Source organism: Nocardia sp. NPDC050413 (genome assembly GCF_040655475.1).
Classification (GTDB): domain Bacteria; phylum Actinomycetota; class Actinomycetes; order Mycobacteriales; family Mycobacteriaceae; genus Nocardia; species Nocardia coubleae.
The window spans coordinates 254,556-270,016 of sequence record NZ_JBFAJZ010000001.1 but is presented as its reverse complement, the minus strand read 5'-3'; the positions used below and the strand labels follow the sequence as shown (position 1 = coordinate 270,016).

At 67.5% G+C, this 15,461-nt stretch carries 14 protein-coding genes and 1 pseudogene; 8 read left to right on the top strand and 7 right to left on the bottom strand.

Translation table 11 applies throughout. The annotated features are described in order from the left end of the window. The first annotated feature begins 12 nt into the window (after positions 1-12). From AB0I19_RS01270 to AB0I19_RS01245, 6 genes are all read left to right on the top strand, one after another. Entirely contained in the window at positions 13-1,635 is a 1,623-nt protein-coding gene (locus tag AB0I19_RS01270; RefSeq protein WP_357143215.1) for a carbamoyltransferase C-terminal domain-containing protein, read from the top strand. Next, positions 1,632-2,729, top strand: a complete 1,098-nt coding sequence (locus AB0I19_RS01265) for a glycosyltransferase (RefSeq protein ID WP_357143213.1) — start codon at positions 1,632-1,634, stop codon at positions 2,727-2,729. The genes AB0I19_RS01270 and AB0I19_RS01265 overlap by 4 nt, the downstream gene beginning before the upstream one ends. Positions 2,730-2,732: 3 nt before the next feature. Next, positions 2,733-3,296, top strand: coding sequence for an SIS domain-containing protein (locus AB0I19_RS01260; RefSeq protein ID WP_067489020.1), 564 nt, complete (start codon positions 2,733-2,735; stop codon positions 3,294-3,296). Positions 3,297-3,366: 70 nt separating this feature from the next. Further along, positions 3,367-4,311, top strand: a complete 945-nt coding sequence (locus AB0I19_RS01255) for a glycosyltransferase family 9 protein (protein WP_357143211.1) — start codon at positions 3,367-3,369, stop codon at positions 4,309-4,311. Further along, positions 4,304-5,644 (top strand): UDP-glucose/GDP-mannose dehydrogenase family protein, encoded by a 1,341-nt coding sequence (locus AB0I19_RS01250; RefSeq protein WP_357143209.1) that lies wholly within the window; start codon positions 4,304-4,306, stop codon positions 5,642-5,644. Before AB0I19_RS01255 ends, AB0I19_RS01250 begins: the two co-directional genes overlap by 8 nt. Positions 5,645-5,823: 179 nt before the next feature. Further along, a complete protein-coding gene (locus AB0I19_RS01245) occupies positions 5,824-7,137 on the top strand; it encodes an FAD-binding oxidoreductase (protein WP_357143207.1) in 1,314 nt (437 codons plus the stop codon). A 5-nt stretch (positions 7,138-7,142) separates the two neighbouring features. Here the strand turns inward: AB0I19_RS01245 and AB0I19_RS01240 are convergent, their stop codons facing one another. Together AB0I19_RS01240 and AB0I19_RS01235 are read right to left on the bottom strand one after the other, a co-directional pair. After that, entirely contained in the window at positions 7,143-8,465 is a 1,323-nt protein-coding gene (locus AB0I19_RS01240; RefSeq protein WP_357143205.1) for a replication-associated recombination protein A, read from the bottom strand. After that, a complete protein-coding gene (locus AB0I19_RS01235) occupies positions 8,462-8,827 on the bottom strand; it encodes an MmcQ/YjbR family DNA-binding protein (protein WP_357143203.1) in 366 nt (121 codons plus the stop codon). The genes AB0I19_RS01240 and AB0I19_RS01235 overlap by 4 nt, the downstream gene beginning before the upstream one ends. Before the next feature lie 577 nt (positions 8,828-9,404). Between AB0I19_RS01235 and AB0I19_RS01230 the strand changes: the two genes are divergently transcribed. Further along, positions 9,405-9,767, top strand: coding sequence for a MerR family transcriptional regulator (locus tag AB0I19_RS01230; protein WP_225279435.1), 363 nt, complete (start codon positions 9,405-9,407; stop codon positions 9,765-9,767). Positions 9,768-9,803: 36 nt separating this feature from the next. Here the strand turns inward: AB0I19_RS01230 and AB0I19_RS01225 are convergent, their stop codons facing one another. The 4 genes and pseudogenes from AB0I19_RS01225 to AB0I19_RS01210 form a co-directional block, all read right to left on the bottom strand. Then, positions 9,804-10,622, bottom strand: coding sequence for an alpha/beta hydrolase (locus tag AB0I19_RS01225; protein WP_357143201.1), 819 nt, complete (start codon positions 10,620-10,622; stop codon positions 9,804-9,806). 8 nt (positions 10,623-10,630) lie between these two features. After that, a complete protein-coding gene (locus tag AB0I19_RS01220; RefSeq protein WP_357143199.1) occupies positions 10,631-11,479 on the bottom strand; it encodes a sugar phosphate isomerase/epimerase family protein in 849 nt (282 codons plus the stop codon). After that, entirely contained in the window at positions 11,476-12,579 is a 1,104-nt protein-coding gene (locus AB0I19_RS01215; protein ID WP_357143197.1) for a hypothetical protein, read from the bottom strand. Before AB0I19_RS01215 ends, AB0I19_RS01220 begins: the two co-directional genes overlap by 4 nt. Beyond that, positions 12,576-13,180: pseudogene (locus AB0I19_RS01210) on the bottom strand (SDR family oxidoreductase). The gene AB0I19_RS01215 and the pseudogene AB0I19_RS01210 overlap by 4 nt, the downstream one beginning before the upstream one ends. Before the next feature lie 225 nt (positions 13,181-13,405). On the opposite strand from AB0I19_RS01210, the gene AB0I19_RS01205 reads away from it, so the two are divergent. Beyond that, on the top strand, positions 13,406-14,539 hold the full coding sequence (locus AB0I19_RS01205; protein WP_357143195.1) for a metallophosphoesterase: 1,134 nt from the start codon (positions 13,406-13,408) through the stop codon (positions 14,537-14,539). A 114-nt stretch (positions 14,540-14,653) separates the two neighbouring features. Here the strand turns inward: AB0I19_RS01205 and AB0I19_RS01200 are convergent, their stop codons facing one another. Then, positions 14,654-15,379, bottom strand: coding sequence for a nuclease-related domain-containing protein (locus tag AB0I19_RS01200; protein ID WP_357143193.1), 726 nt, complete (start codon positions 15,377-15,379; stop codon positions 14,654-14,656). Positions 15,380-15,461 lie beyond the last annotated feature (82 nt).

The window sequence follows — 15,461 nt, the reverse complement described above, 5'->3', positions numbered from 1 at the left end:
AAAGGCGAGCCGTTGCGCATTCTCGGAATCAACGCAGTGTTCCACGACCCCGCCGCGGCGCTGATCGTGGACGGCGAAATCGTCTCGGCGGCGGAAGAGGAACGATTCAGCCGCCGCAAGCACGGCAAGAGACCGGTGCCGTTCTCGACGTGGGAGCTGCCCGAGCAGTCGGCCGCGTGGTGCTTGGCGCAGGCAGGCATACGTCCCGATCAGCTCGACGCGGTGGGCTACTCCTACGATCCGGGACTGGTCGATCATTCGCTCGCTGGTCTCGACCAGCAGAGCGAGCAGACTCGAACGGATTACGCCCGCCGCGCGCCCGCCTTTCTGCGCGCCGCATTACCCGGCCTGGATCCATCGATCGTCCGCTTCGTCCGCCATCACGTCGCGCACGCGGCGTCGACAGCGCTGGCGGCGCCGCTGGGTGATTCGGCGGTGTTGGTCGCCGACGGACGCGGCGAGAGCACGTCGTATCTGGCCGGGGAATACCGGGACGGCAAATTCGTGGAACTGGCGTCGCAGCGGCTGCCGCATTCGCTGGGTTTGATGTACGAGGATCTCACCCAGCACCTCGGCTTCGAGCGTTCCAGCGACGAGTACAAGGTCATGGCCCTGGCCTCCTATGGCAAGCCGCGATTCCTCGACCGGTTCCGGGAACTGCTGTACACCACCGGCGACGGCGGATTTCGCACCGAACCGGTGCCGTGGGAGAGCTTCGCACCCGCCGGGCACGGCGGTGACTTCGGCAGCGAGCACGCCGACCTGACCGCATCCGTCCAGCGGCGGTTGGAGGACGTGCTGCTCGAGCTGATCACGTGGCTGCATCAGCAAACGGGTCAACGCAACCTCACGCTGGCAGGCGGTATCGCCTTGAACTGTGTGGCCAATACGCGCCTGCACGACGAAGGACCGTTCGACAACGTCTGGGTCCAGCCGGCCGCGGGCGACGCGGGCACCGCGCTGGGCGCGGCCTTGCAATTGGCCGTGGAGTTCGGTGAACCCGTCGCCCCGATGCGGGGTGCCGACCTCGGCCGCGAATGGAGCGACTCCGAACTCGAAGCCATTCTCCGTGCGGCGAAGGCCCGATACACCCGCTCGGACGATGTGGCGGCCGAGGTGGCGCAAGCCCTGGCCGACGACGGCATCGTCGCCTGGTTCCAGGGCCGTGCCGAATTCGGCCCGCGTGCGCTCGGGCACCGCTCGCTGCTTGCCCACCCCGGTCGGGCGGCGAACCTCGAGCGGCTCAACGACGTGAAGGGCCGTGAGCAGTTCCGGCCGGTGGCCCCGATGGTGCTCGCGGATCGGGCGCCCGAGATCTTCTCGCGCGGGCCGCTGCCCAGTCCCTACATGTTGTTCGTCCACGATGTCGCCGCCGGCTGGCGCGACCGGATTCCGGCGGTCACCCACGTCGACGGCACCGCGCGGGTGCAGACGGTCGACCCCGCCGACAATGCGCTACTGGCCAGGATGCTCTCGGAATTCGACAAGCGCACCGGTGTGCCCGTCGTGGTCAACACGAGCCTCAACACCGCGGGCAGACCGATGGTCGATTCCCCCCGTGACGCGCTCGAATGCTTCGGTTCCGCGCCGATCGACCTGCTCGCCATCGGCCCGTTCCTGGTGTGGCGCCGATGAATTCACCCATCGACTACAGCATCGTCATCCCGACCACAGGCCGCGGGAGCCTGCGGGTATTGCTGCGCGGGCTCGCTGCCGCCACCGGTCCGCCGCCCAGGGAGATCATCGTCGTCGACGATCGCCCGGACGGCGGAGAACTTCCCCTGGTGGACACCTCGCCGCAGGTACGGGTGCTCCACTCCGGTGGTCGCGGACCGGCCGCCGCGAGAAATGTCGGCTGGCGGCACGCATCGGGTACCTGGGTGGCCTTCCTCGACGACGATGTCGTCACCACACCCGATTGGCCCCATCGTTTGGCCGAGGACCTCGCGGGTCTCGATGAGACGACGGCCGCTTCCACCGCGCACATCGAGGTGCCGCTGCCGACCGATCGCAAACCGACCGACGAGGAACGGGGAACGGCGGGCTTGACCGTCGCGCGCTGGATCACCGCCGATATGGCCTACCGCAGAGCGGTGCTACTCGCGGTCGACGGTTTCGACGAACGCTTTCCCCGTGCCTTTCGCGAAGACGCCGATCTGGCAATGCGGGTACGCCTGGCCGGTTACCGGATCGCCCAGGGTGAGCGGGTCACCAGCCATCCGACGCGCAGGTCGGGGCCGATGGCCAGCGTTCGAGCCCAACGGGGAAACTTCGACAACGCGTTGATGCGGCGAAAGTTCGGCCCTCGGTGGCGGCAGCGGATCGGCGAAAGACCCGGCATGCTCGGCCGCCACGCGGTCACCACCGCCCTGGGCGCGGCCGCCGTGGGTTCAGGCGTGGCGGGCTGTCAGCGCTGGGCTCTCGGTTTCGCGGCGGCATGGGCGGCGCTGACGACCGAATTCGCCGCGCGCCGAATCGTGCAGGGCCCTCGAACCGCAGGCGAGATCGGGCGAATGGTGGTGACCAGTGCGCTGATCCCGCCTGCCGCATGCTGGTATCGGTTCCGCGGCGAGATACGGCATCGCAACGCGACGCTCAGCGCACCGCCGGCCCTGCTGTTCGGCCGGGACGACGCCGTCGTCGGGGACGTTCCCGACCAGGCCGATCCGTCGATGGTCTCGGTGGCAGAAGAACTCACCGCCGGAAGTGAGCCCGCGAACAGGAGGTAGGCCTTGAACGAGGATCATTTCGCCGTCTTGTCCAGCGCGTTGGAGCGGAACCGTTCCTTGGCACCGGGACTTCGCAGATGGGGTCGCGAACTGGCCGCGGTATTCGACAACGGCGGCAGATTGCTGGCCTGCGGCAACGGCGGCAGCGCCGCCGAAGCCCAGCATCTGACCGCGGAACTGGTCGGGCGCTTCCGCAACGAACGACGACCGCTCTCGGCGATCGCACTGCACGCCGACACCTCCGCGGGCACCGCGATCGTGAACGATTACGGCGAGGCCGAACTGTTCGCGCGTCAGGTCCGGGCACACGGCCGGACCGGAGACGTGCTCGTGCTGCTGTCCACCAGCGGAACCAGCCAGAACGTGGTCGCGGCGGCCAAGGCCGCGCAGGAGATAGGCGTCACCACCTGGGCGATGACCGGACCTGCGCCCAATCCCCTCGCCGCGCTCTGCGACGACGCGCTGCCGGTCGACGCGCCGAGCACGGCCACCGTGCAGGAGGTTCATCTGGTCATGGTGCACGCGCTGTGCGAGTCGCTCGACGAAGCACTGGGAATCCCGACATGAGGCCCGTGGTCGTGGTCGGCGCGAGCTCGCAGTGGTATCCACGGCGCACGACCGAAGCGGGGTCGTGGCCTTGACCGGCACGATTCTCGTGCTGCGCGCGCTCGGCCTCGGCGACCTGCTGACGATCGTGCCGGCCCTGCGTGGGCTGCGGACCGCGTACCCCGACGATCGCGTGGTGCTCGCCGCGCCGGAGCCCCTGCGCCCCTTGGTCGACCTGATCGACGCGGTCGACGAGTTGCTGCCGACTCCAGGCTTGGGCGCCCTGCGGTGGAGCGGCGCATCACCGAGAATGGCGGTGAACCTGCACGGCAGTGGGCCGCAGAGCATTCGGGACCTGGCGGCGGTGCGCCCAGCCACGATGCTGACTCATCAGCACCCGGATTTTCCCGAAATCCCCGGGCCGCGGTGGTCCGCGGAATTGCACGAGGTGCAGCGGTGGTGCCGGCTGCTGGGGTACGCGCGTATCGACACCGATCCGCGCGCGCTGGCGCTGCCCACGCCGGATATCGCCGCCGCAGAATCGAACGTGATCGTGATCCATCCCGGCGCGGCGTCGAACGCGCGACGTTGGCCCGCTGAACATTTCGCGACGGTGGCCCGGGAGCTCAGCGCCGATGGTCATCGAGTGGTGGTCACCGGTTCGGCGAATGAAGTCCTGTTGGCGACCGCGGTCGCACGCGAGGCGGGGCTACCGCCCTCCGCGGTGTACGCCGGCCGTACCGACTTGGCCGAACTCGCCGCGATCGTCGCCGACGCGGCTCTGGTGGTCTGCGGCGACACCGGTGTCGGTCATCTCGCCACCGCCTTCGACACACCGTCGGTCCTGCTGTTCGGACCGACCCCGCCGCGTGTGTGGGGGCCACCCCCCGACGCGCGCAGCCACATCACCCTCTGGGCTGGTGTAGTCGGCGACCCGCATGCCGACCGACCGAATCCCGGACTGCTCTCCATCACACCGGAACAAGTGCTTTCGACCGCGGCGACACTGATCGGACAGGAGGCGCGCCATGGGTAACCGCGTGGGTGTGGTCGGCGCGGGCTATGTCGGCCTCACCAGTGCCGCGTGCCTGGCACATCTCGGCCATCATGTGACCTGTCTGGACAACGACGAATCCAAGGTCGAAGCGCTCCGCGCGGGCACCGTCACGATCGTCGAGCCGGGCCTCCCCGAACTGGTCCGTGAAGGACTCGCCGAGGACCGCTTGACCTTCACATCGGACCCGCAGTCGCTGGCCGAGTCCGAAGTAGTCCTGCTGTGCCTTCCCACACCCATGGGCACAGACGGCACAGCGGATCTCAGCATTCTCGAGGACGCGCTGGTGACGCTGAGTCCGATCCTGCCTCCGGGTTGCGTGCTCGTCACCAAGTCCACCGTCCCCGTCGGCACCGCGACGCGCATCCCCGCGCTGACCGGTCACCGGCATCCGGTCGTCAGCAATCCGGAATTCCTGCGCGAGGGTTACGCGGTGCACGACTTCCTGCACCCCGACCGCGTCGTCGTCGGTGCGGATGAGCCGGATCACGAGGCGGCCGAGCACGTCGCCGGCCTCTACGAGGGAACGGATGCGCCGGTCCTGCGCTCCGACACGGCCAGCGCCGAACTCGCCAAGTACGCCAGCAACGCGTTTCTTGCGGTCAAACTCTCCTTCGTCAACACCGTGGCCGAACTGTGCGAACACGTCGACGCCGACATCTCGAAGGTCACCGACGCGATGGGCAAGGACGCGCGTATCGGACCGTCGTTCCTCGCACCCGGACCCGGTTGGGGCGGTTCGTGTCTGCCCAAGGACACCCGCGCCCTCTTGGCGGTAGCGCAGGCCTCCGGTGTGGACTTTTCCATCGTCCGCGACGCTGTGCGTGCCAACGACCATCAGCGCGCGATGGTCTTGCGCAAGGTCCGTCGCGCGGTCACCGGCACGGTCGACGGCTCCCTCGCGGGCATGCGGATCGGAGTATTCGGACTCGCGTTCAAAGCCGGGACGGGCGACCTACGCGACTCCCCCGCCGTCGCGATCGCTCGTCAGCTCTCCCACCACGACGCCGCCGTGACGGCATACGACCCGTGCGTGCCGCAATCCGGCGCACACGACCTCGCGGCGGGCCCTGATGGAATCCAGGTCGTCGACGACCCCTACCTCGCCGCGAAGGACGCCAACGCGATCCTGATCCTCACCGAGTGGCCCGAGTTCCGGACCCTCGACTGGAGGAAGATGGCCGACGCCGTCGAACACCCCGTCATCGTGGACACCCGCAACCTGCTCGATGAACAGCTACTGAACGGCACAGGGTTCACGGTGGCAGGCATCGGGTCATCCACCCCTGCGGGATTCAGGGATCGGTCGAAGTAGCGGCGATAGGTTCGGCGCCCTTGCGGCTTTCGTCCCGAGCGCGATGGAAAAACGGCTGGGCCCGCCGACCCAGGTCGAGGCCGAAATCCGGTTCACCCATCGCATGTCACACTTGCCTGCCTTACGTCGTCAACCAGGTAGCAACCTGAGACAAAGCAACAGCAAGCGAGGACATGGCAATGGGTATCGAGGAATTGCGTAGTGCGGTCCGTGGACGTGTGCTGCTGCCCGGTGACGCGGGATTCGACCAGGCCGTTCAGCCGTGGAATCTGGCGGTGGCGCAGCCGGTTTCGGGCGTCGTCGCTGTCGCCGACGCCCAGGACGCCGCCGACTTGGTGAGGTTCGCGCGCAGCACGAACCGGCAAGTAGTCACGCAGACAACCGGGCACGGCGCGACCGGTGGGATCGAGGACGCGATCCTCATCCGCACCGGCGCCCTGGACCGTCTCGAGATCGACGCCGAGCGCCGGACGGCCAGGGTCGGTACCGGCGTGCAATGGGGTGCCGTCCAAGCCGCCGCCGCCACGCACGGACTGACCGGACTGGCCGGTAGCAATCCCGTCGTCGGCGTCACCGGCTACACCCTCGGCGGCGGATTCGGCTGGCTCGCACGCAAATACGGCTGGGCCGCCGACGCGGTGCGCGCCCTCGAGATCGTCGACGCCGACGGCCGATGCGCCCGGATCACCGCCGAAACCGACCCGGAACTGTTCTGGGCACTGCGCGGCGGCGGCGGCGATTTCGCGATCGTCACCGAGATCGAGTTCGACCTGTCCCCGCTGCCGCGCCTGTACGGCGGCCGCGTGATGTGGCCCGCCGACCACACCCGCGCGGTGTTCGACCTCTTCACCGAACTCACCACGGACGCACCACCCGAACTGTCGGTCTGGTTGCAGCGCTACCAGATCCCCGGCGCCGCACCGACCGTCGCCATCGACTTCGCCTACCTCGGCGAGCCGGACGAAGGCCGCGCGCTGACCGCCCGGCTCGACAGCATCGAGGGAATCCTCGCCGACACCCGAGGCGCGTTGACCCCGGCTCAGATCGGCCGGATCACCGCCGAACCGACAGACCCCAGCCCGTCGCTGTCGCGCGGTGAGCTGCTCACCGATCTCGATGACGCGGTGATCAAGACCCTCATCGAGGCTCCGGTCGCGCCGCTGCTCAACATCCAGCTCCGCGGCCTCGGCGGCGCCCTCGCCGAACCCCGGCCCGAAGGTGGCGCCCGCGGGCCCGTCACCGAGCCGTACGCGCTCTACATGCTCGGCCTCGGCCTTCCACACCTGCTCGACGACATCCAGACCAGGTTCACCGAAATCCTCGACGCCCTCGGCCCCCACATCACCGGCTCCAAGCCCTACACCTTCCTCGCCCCCGGCGAGACGGCTTCAGCTGCCTTCGACCCGGAAACCCTTGCGCGCCTACGACAGATCAAAACAACCCGCGATCCACACAACACCATCCGAGCCAACTTCCCACTCCACCGCGATTGACGTCATCAGTCGGTGTCGGACGCAGGGGCTGCCTCGGGGGCGCTGTCCTTGCGGAGTCGCGCCCAGTGGTGGAGTCGTTCGGTGATCGCTGCCTCGTATCCGCCGGTGGTCGGCTCGTAGAAGGTCTGCCGTGGCATGCCGTCGGGGAAGTAGTTCGCCCCGGAGAAGCCGGTCTCGGTGTCGGGGTCGTACTGGTAGTTCGCCCCGTAACCCAGGTCCTTCATGAGCCGGGTCGGGGCGTTGAGAATGTGCGCCGGTGGCATCAGGGAGCCGGTGCGTTTCGCCGCGGCGCGGGCTTTGCCGAAGCCGCGGTACACCCCGATCGACTTCGGCGCGGTCGCCAGATAGAGCACCGCCTGCGCGATCGCGAGTTCACCTTCGGGCGAGCCGAGCCGTTCGTACACATCCCATGCGGCGAGGACCTGCTGCACCGCGGCGGGATCGGCGAGGCCGATGTCTTCGGTGGCGAATCGGGTGATGCGGCGGGCGATGAACAACGGGTCCTCGCCACCGTCGAGCATCCGTGCCAACCAGTACAGCGCCGCATCGGGGTCGGAGCCGCGCATCGATTTGTGGAGCGCGGAGATGAGGTTGTAGTGGCCTTCCTGCGACTTGTCGTACAGCGGTGCCCGTTTCTGCACCGCGGCGGCGAGGGCGAGCGGGTCGACGGGTGCGGGCAATGCCTGCACCTGCTCGATCATGTTCAGCAGGTACCGGCCGTCCCCGTCCGCCATCGCGACGAGCGCCTGCCGGGCGTCCTCGTCGAGAGGCAGCGGGCCGAGCAGGGCTTCGGCCCGACCGATGAGCGCGCGCAGGGCGGTGGCGTCGAGGCGTCTCAGGACGAATACCTGACAGCGCGAGAGCAATGCGCCGTTGAGTTCGAAGCTGGGGTTCTCCGTGGTCGCGCCGACGAGGACGATCGTGCCGTCCTCGACATAGGGCAGAAACGAGTCCTGTTGGGCACGGTTGAAGCGGTGGATCTCGTCGACGAACAGCAGCGTGCCCTGTCCGACCTCTTTCCGTCGCTGCGCCGCGTGGAACACCTTCCGCAGATCCGCGACACCGGAGAACGTCGCCGACAACGGTTCGAAGGTGAGGTCGGTTCGCTCGGCGAGCAGCCGGGCGATGGTGGTCTTCCCGCAGCCGGGTGGGCCCCACAGGATCATCGACGCCAACCGGTGCGCGGCGACCATCCGGCCGATCGGGGCGTCCTCGGCCAGCAGATGGTCCTGGCCGACGACATCGGTCAGGGTCCGTGGCCGCAACCGGTCCGCCAGCGGGCGGGAAGCGTCATCGGCCTCGAACAGCGACGGCGGCTGTTCGCTCACGATTTCTTCCCTGGGTCGGCGGCCAGGTCGTAGGAGTCGTGCACCAGATCCTCGACGAGCCGTTTCGTCACGCCCCTGCCCGGCCCGACGGAGATCCAATGCCGTTTGTCGAGGTAGCGGCCCCGGGTGATCGAGTCGTGATCGCGGCGCAGCGCATCCCCGTGGTCCGGGTCCACCTTCACCGTGATGATCTGCAGGTCCGGGTCGTCATCGGTGACGATGAGAAACACCTTCTCGCCAACTTTCCACACATCGAGATGCGGGGTGAACGGCCGCCCGTGGTCGACGTCAGCGAGCGCCGCCGCGGTCTCGCGGGCGACCTGCTGAAGCTGCTCCCCCGAGAGGGTTGCGTGGCTGGGCATAGGTCCCTCCGATCATCGACGTGTCGAAACCTCGACTACCCGCGATCGTAGGCCTGAACAGGGCACGCTCGGGACCACGCCGAACGAGTCGGAGCCAGGTTCGCGGCACCGCTGTGGACGCTTCCCGCTCCCGACGCCGAGCTCTACCGAGGCCCGGCTGATGTGCGCCCACCCGATCCACAATAACTACTGTGGCGGGTGTAGACATTGTCAGCGCTGGGGTATACAGTCGCTGTCGTTCCGGTTGAGAGATCAGATGGCCGGGCAGGTGAACTGCCCGGAAGAAGTTCGACCGTTCCCTCTGGCGGAGAAGAGAATCCGGTGCAGTCGGCCGGACCGCCGGAGGGAACGATGAAGAGCAAGACAAGTGCAGTACCGCAGGAAGAACCGACGATCCAGGAGGTGGTGGCCACTGAGTAGTCCCTTATCGGTTCCGCGTCCCGGGAAGTGTCGGATGCGGTGTCTCAGACCGGGCCTCCACGGCCGGTGAATGCAGTTGAAATCAATCCCTCAGTCCAAAATCAAGGCCCCGGCGCCCAGCGCGCCGGGGCCTTCCGGCATTGAACCGAGAGGTCTCGTGCAACACCCGAACACTCGATCCGCCGACAACACCAGCGCCGCAGACAAACTCGACGACGACACCTATCCCGCCTACAGCATGGGCCGGGCCGCGGAGATCCTCGGCGTCACGCCGGCGTTCCTGCGCGGCCTCGACGCGGCCCGGCTGCTCACCCCGCAACGCTCCGAGGGCGGACACCGCCGCTACTCGCGCTACCAGCTGCGCATCGCCGCGCGGGTGCGCGAACTCGTCGACGCGGGTAATGCGCTCGAGGCGTCGTGCCGGATCGTGATCCTCGAAGATCAGCTTGCCGAAGCACAACGCATCAACACCGACCTCCAACGCCGACTCGACCACCACGGCGCCCACCCTGCAGACTGAACGGCTGCGCCGAGAGATGGGCGCCCTGATGCCGGGCTACGCGCGCGGGTGGGCAACGAAGTCGGCGACCACCTGGTCGAACTTTTCGGGTTCATCCAAGAAGAGTGCGTGGCTGCTGTTGTCGAAGAACTCCGTTCGCGCGCGGGGAACGTGCTCGCCGACCCAGGCCGGGCCGCGCCAGTCGAACACCTTGTCCTGGCGGGCGACCAGGACGAGGGTGGGCAGGTCGAGGGTGGGGAGCAGGTCGCGCCAGTCGGCGCGGGTGTGGTCGGCCATGACGGCGTTGCGGACCGGGGGCGGGCACTTGGCCATCTCGCCCAGGAACGTCGCGCGTTCTTCGGCGGTGGGTTCGGTGCGCATGATGGTGGCCAGCTGCTGACGATCTTGGCCGGCCGGGTCGGCGCTGACCTGTGCTTGCAACGCGGCCAGGGCGGCGTCGTCGAAGCAGGCGTTGTGGGCATATTTCCAGTCCACCGCGTAGTACTGACGCGGGGTCTGCTCGACGAACACCGCACCCGCCAGCCGGTCGGAGCCGAACAATTCCAGATAGCTCCAGATCACCGGGCAGCCCAGCGACCAGCCGAGCACGGTCGGCCGCTCCAGTTGCAGAGCGGTCAGCAGGTCGTGCAGGTCCTTGGCCAGGCGGGCGATGCGGTAGCCGTGCTCAGGTTTGTCCGAGTCACCGTGGCCACGCAGGTCCAGGGTGATCACCCGCGCGTGTTCGGACAGTGCGGGGATGTTGCGGTCGAAGAACCGGCCGCTGAAGGTCCACCCGTGGATCATGACCAGCGGTGGGCCCGACCCGGATTCCTCGTAGTGCAACCGGGTTCCGTCATTGGCTCGCACGTATCCCATCGCGGCTCTCAATCGTTGTGCCAGCTCTTGTCCAGAGCGGCGCGGTTGGTGTGGAGGAGTTCGTCGAGGTCGGTGTCGTAGACGGAGTCGGGCACACCCTGGGACAGGATCTCGAGCACACAGGGTCCCCGGTAGCCGATGTCGTAGACCGCGTGCAGCAGTTTCCCGGTCGGGATGGCGCCGGTGCCGACACTGCGACGGTCGGCGCCCGAGCGGGGCGTGCGCCAATCACTGACCTGCAACAGAAAGATCCGGTCGCCGGCGGCACGCAGGCTGTCGAGGACGTGCCCGTCCTGCCAGAGGTTCCAGGTGTCGAAACAGATGCCGACGTTGTCGCGGTCGATCTCGGAGACGATGTCGAGCCCCTGGCGCAAGGTCCAGATCGCGCTCTCCTGGTTCAGCGAGACCGGGTTGAGCGGTTCCAGCGCGATGCGGACATCGTGATCGGCGGCGATGGCGGCCAATTCGCGATGGCCCGACACGGTCCGGGCAATGGCTTCGGCCATATCGCCCTGCGGGGCGGGCCCGGTATTGGTGACGAATACAGCCCCCGGTGCGAAAGGTGCCACCAATTCCACGCACCGCCGGAATTCTTCGATCCGCTGCGGCAGTTCCTTGGGTTCCGGTTGTCCCGCGCTGGGCACCATGGTGCGCACCGACGGCTGCACAGACTGGATCGACAACCCCGCTGCCACCGCCGCCGGCAATTGTTCCTTGCTCCGGTCGGCGTCCAATTTGTCCTGACAGAGCTCGATCACCCCGATTCCGGCCTCGGTGTAGTGCGCGACGTCTTGTTCGAAAGACCATGGGGTGGTGGTGAATTGGTTCACCGAATAGTCGAACGGCATCGAACTCATACCTGCCTCCGCTCATAGGTCTCGGGGCGGCCCGCACCGAGGGAGGCGATGAGGGCCTGGGAATAGCCCGCCTTACGCAACGGAGTGTCGACATCGCGTTCGAGGTCGGGCAGGTAACCGAACAGAACGTCGGCGGGCCCGACGATCTCGACCTGTTCGCATATCGCGGGCAGCAACAGTGATTGCGCACTCGCGAGTTCCTCGTCGAAATCTCCGGCGCGCACCCGCACCGGTGCGCCGACGTTGGTCAGGATCTGCGCGGTGGCGAAGGTGTGCCGCGCCGGTCGCACAGCGCCGACCTGCCACCGTTCGAGCGCGAAATACGGTCCAGCACAGAGGAATACCCGTTGTACCCCGTCGTCGACGGCGATTTTCAAGCCGGGTTCGAAGTCGGGCCGGTGATCGAGACGGACTTCTTGCATGAGCAGATCGATATTGGTGTCGAACTGCTCGTCGGTCACCGGTGAGCCGTCCTCCATGTTCCAGTGCATGGCGTGCTGCTGGATATCGGAGGTCTGCTCGATTTCATAGATCAAGGTGTCGGGCCCGAAACTGTGCGGGGTGCCGCCGGGCACGTAGACGGTCTGCCCGGCGATCACCGGTAGCCGCCGCAAGACCGCGTCGAAGTCCTGATCGCGCAGGGCTGCGCGCAATTGATCGTGGCCGACGCCATCCTTGACCCCACAGAGTGCCGTGGCACCCGGGGCGGCGGCCAGGATGTGCCAGGCTTCCGTTTTGCCATTGCGCTGACCTTCCACCCGTCGGGCGGTCTCGTCGTCGGCATGCAGGTGGATCGGCAGGGTGCCGGCGGCATCGATGAACTTGGTCAGCACCGGGAAGTAGTCGCCTGCCCAACCGGCACCCATCAACTCTTCGGGATACTCGCTGACCAAGCTGCGCAGTGAGCGGCCGACCAAGGGCCCATTGATCACCTGTGCGCCTTCGCCGTCTACGTCACTGCATTCCCACGTCTCGGCGATGCTCCAGTCCGGGATGCCGGTTTTACCGAGGCGGTGGCTGATCGCGTGTCCACCGAACACCAATGGTTTGGCGGTCACGCTCAGCCGCAGCGGGTACAGCGCGGGCCCGCCGCCGGTCATAGGATCGGCTGGCCGCCGGTCACCGCGACCCGGGCGCCGGAAATATAGCTGCCCTCATCGGAGGCGAGCAGGACATAGACCGGCGCCAGTTCGGCAGGCTGCCCCGGTCGCCCCAGCGGCACCTGAGAACCGAAGCTCTCCACCTGCTCGGTCGGCATCGTCGCCGGGATCAGCGGCGTCCAGATCGGCCCGGGCGCCACACTGTTGGCGCGGATGCCCTTTTCGCCGAGCATCTGAGCCAGCGAGGCGACCATATTGGCGATGCCCGCCTTGGTGGCGTTGTAGGGCAACAGCGTCGGCGGCGGCACATCGGAATTCACCGACGAGGACCCGATGATCGACGAACCGGACCGCATATGCGGCACCGCCGCCTTCGTCAGGTGGAAGAAGGCGCTGAGATTCACCGCGATGGTGTGGTCCCATTCCGCATCGGGAATGTCGGTGATCGAATCGCGAGTCATCTGGAAGGCGGCATTGCTTACCAGCACGTCGATCCGTCCAACCGGCCGGAGCCGCGATAGCTGTTTTCCCCGTGATCGGGTTTCGGGTACATCTCGCCGGTGACACCGGGAGGGGTTTGCTGCTGGGCAGGAAGGGACATGATCGTGCCTCCAAGTCGGTCGCGCTCGGAATCTCTCGTGTCGCCGCGACGCGCTTACCCCAGGTGGTGCGGTTCAATCCGGCATGCGAGGGCTACAGGGCGATGGACGAACGCCGCGCCACCGAAGTCCACCGGTCGTCATCGACATCTCGCGCTGACGCACAATAGCCGCGTCACGCCGAAACCGCGTCCCGCCCCGGGGCGCCTTGTGAAGAACGGGATTTCGTGAGCTCCGCTGTCTTGCTGGTACTGATCGTGTTGATTCCGGCGGTGATGCTCGCTGTGCCGTGGTGGGCGCTGATCGCCGCCCCCACCGAACGCAGTGGTCCGCTCTACCGGGTCGGCACCGCGGCGTTCGTCGCCGGGTACATCTGCCTGCCGGCCGCGCTGGTCCTCGGGCACGGGCCCCCGCAGATCGACTCGGCAGCGGTCGTCGGGGACGTCCTGCTCGGGGTGGTGTGGGTGCTGTTCAGCTGGTCGGTGATCGGGCTGGTGGTCCGTGGTGGGCTGCGGATGGTCGGCGCACGGGGAGTTCGTACGAGTCGAGTTGTCGCACTCGCCGTGGTGGTGGTGTCGGTCGTGCTGACCGGGTACGGCGTCTACGAGGCGCGGCGGGTGCCGCAGGTGCGCACCGTCGACGTCGCGATACCGGGGCTGGCGCCGGGACTCGACGGATTGCGGGTGGTGGTGCTCACCGACACCCACTTCGCGGCGCTGGATCGGGAGGGTTGGTCGCAGCGGGTGGTCGAGGAAGTCAACGCGCAGCGACCCGACATCGTGGGACTGGCGGGTGACCTCGTCGACGGCTCGGTGGACGACCGGCGCGATCAGGTTGCTCCGCTCGCCGGGGTGCGGGCGCCGCTGGGGCGGTTCTACATCACCGGCAATCACGAGTACCTCGGCGATGCCCAGTCGTGGCTGGACTACATGACCTCGATCGGGTGGCAGCCGCTGCACAACGCGCACCGGACCGTCGAACGCGACGGGGACAGGTTGACCGTTGCCGGGATCGACGATCCTACGGGCGCCGATGTGCCGGGCCACGGCCCTGATCTCGCGGGCGCGCTCGCGGGTACCGACCCGGGGTTGCCGGTGGTTCTGTTCGCACATCAGCCCAGTCAGGTCACCGACAGTTCGGCGGCGGGGGTGGAGCTGCAGATCTCCGGCCACACCCACGGCGGTCAGATCTGGCCTTTCCACTACCTGGTCCGACTCGACCAACCGGTCGTCGCCGGGTTGAGCAGCCACGCGAACGGCACCCAGCTCTACACCAGCCGTGGAACCGGGTACTGGGGGCCGCCGATGCGAGTGTTCGCGCCCAGCGAGATCACCGTGCTGGTGCTGCATCCGCAGAAGTGAGCGGGCGGCAGCTCCCGAGCCTCCGCTGATCTCGCGGCACGCGATGCTCGCCGAGGACGATTGCCCAGGCTTCGTCGAACACCGCGGCGAGCAGGGCAGGCTTGGTCTGCCCTTTCAGTAGCAGCGCAGTGGAGGCGCACCGGGAACACCGTCGTCGGGGTAGACAGGTTCGCCGAGCGCGGTAGCGATCGTCTCCCGACGGCCGTCGTAGCGATGCGCGACACCGAGGCGCGTCAGCAGGGTATGCACCCGGTCCGCGTCCCACTGCACCTTCTGGTCGTCCAACCGGTGCAGGTAATACCGGAACACGTCGAAGTCTTCGACGATGATGTCGGTCTTCTCCGGATGGGCGTCGACCTGCAGCGACGGAACATCCTGGCCGGGGAGCAGCATCACCACGACCAGGCCCCAGACGAAGCACGGCCGCCGGGTCGCGCTGGTGGCCCAGTTCTTCACCGCCAAGGAGTTCGTGCGGACCTGTCTGACGGGGTCGTGGTTGTAGTCGTTGCCGTAGATGTCGGCGACCTCACCGTCGTCCAGCACCCACGGCCCGTTCGGCGGAATGATCAATGTCCCGTGCTGCACGCTGCGGAATCCCTTGATCTCGACCGCGATACAGCGCTGACGGGTGAAGATCAGCGCGTCGAGCTGACGGGTGTGACCGCGGTACGGAACGTTGACGTCGAGCAACACCACACCGGACTGGGCCGGACTCCACTCGACCCAGTCGGCGAAACGCTCCTCGGCGGACGACAACTCCGCATCCGGGTCGACCAACAGCAGCACAACGACCTCCCCGATCGACCGGCCTCGCGGGTTCGTCAGGCCGGTCTCGCGCACCGATCTCTACCTCCGTGCCAGTGTCGCACGCCGCACCGATGTCCCGAAGTCGTTCGCACACAAAGGTTTACAGCTGCGGACA

Coding starts and splice junctions, on each gene's coding strand:
- AB0I19_RS01265 (WP_357143213.1), top strand. CDS start 1,632: ATGAATTCACCCATCGACTACAGCATCGTCATCCCGACCACAGGCCGC.
- AB0I19_RS01250 (WP_357143209.1), top strand. CDS start 4,304: ATGGGTAACCGCGTGGGTGTGGTCGGCGCGGGCTATGTCGGCCTCACC.
- AB0I19_RS01245 (WP_357143207.1), top strand. CDS start 5,824: ATGGGTATCGAGGAATTGCGTAGTGCGGTCCGTGGACGTGTGCTGCTG.
- AB0I19_RS01235 (WP_357143203.1), bottom strand. CDS start 8,827: ATGCCCAGCCACGCAACCCTCTCGGGGGAGCAGCTTCAGCAGGTCGCC.
- AB0I19_RS01225 (WP_357143201.1), bottom strand. CDS start 10,622: ATGGGATACGTGCGAGCCAATGACGGAACCCGGTTGCACTACGAGGAA.
- AB0I19_RS01220 (WP_357143199.1), bottom strand. CDS start 11,479: ATGAGTTCGATGCCGTTCGACTATTCGGTGAACCAATTCACCACCACC.
- AB0I19_RS01215 (WP_357143197.1), bottom strand. CDS start 12,579: ATGACCGGCGGCGGGCCCGCGCTGTACCCGCTGCGGCTGAGCGTGACC.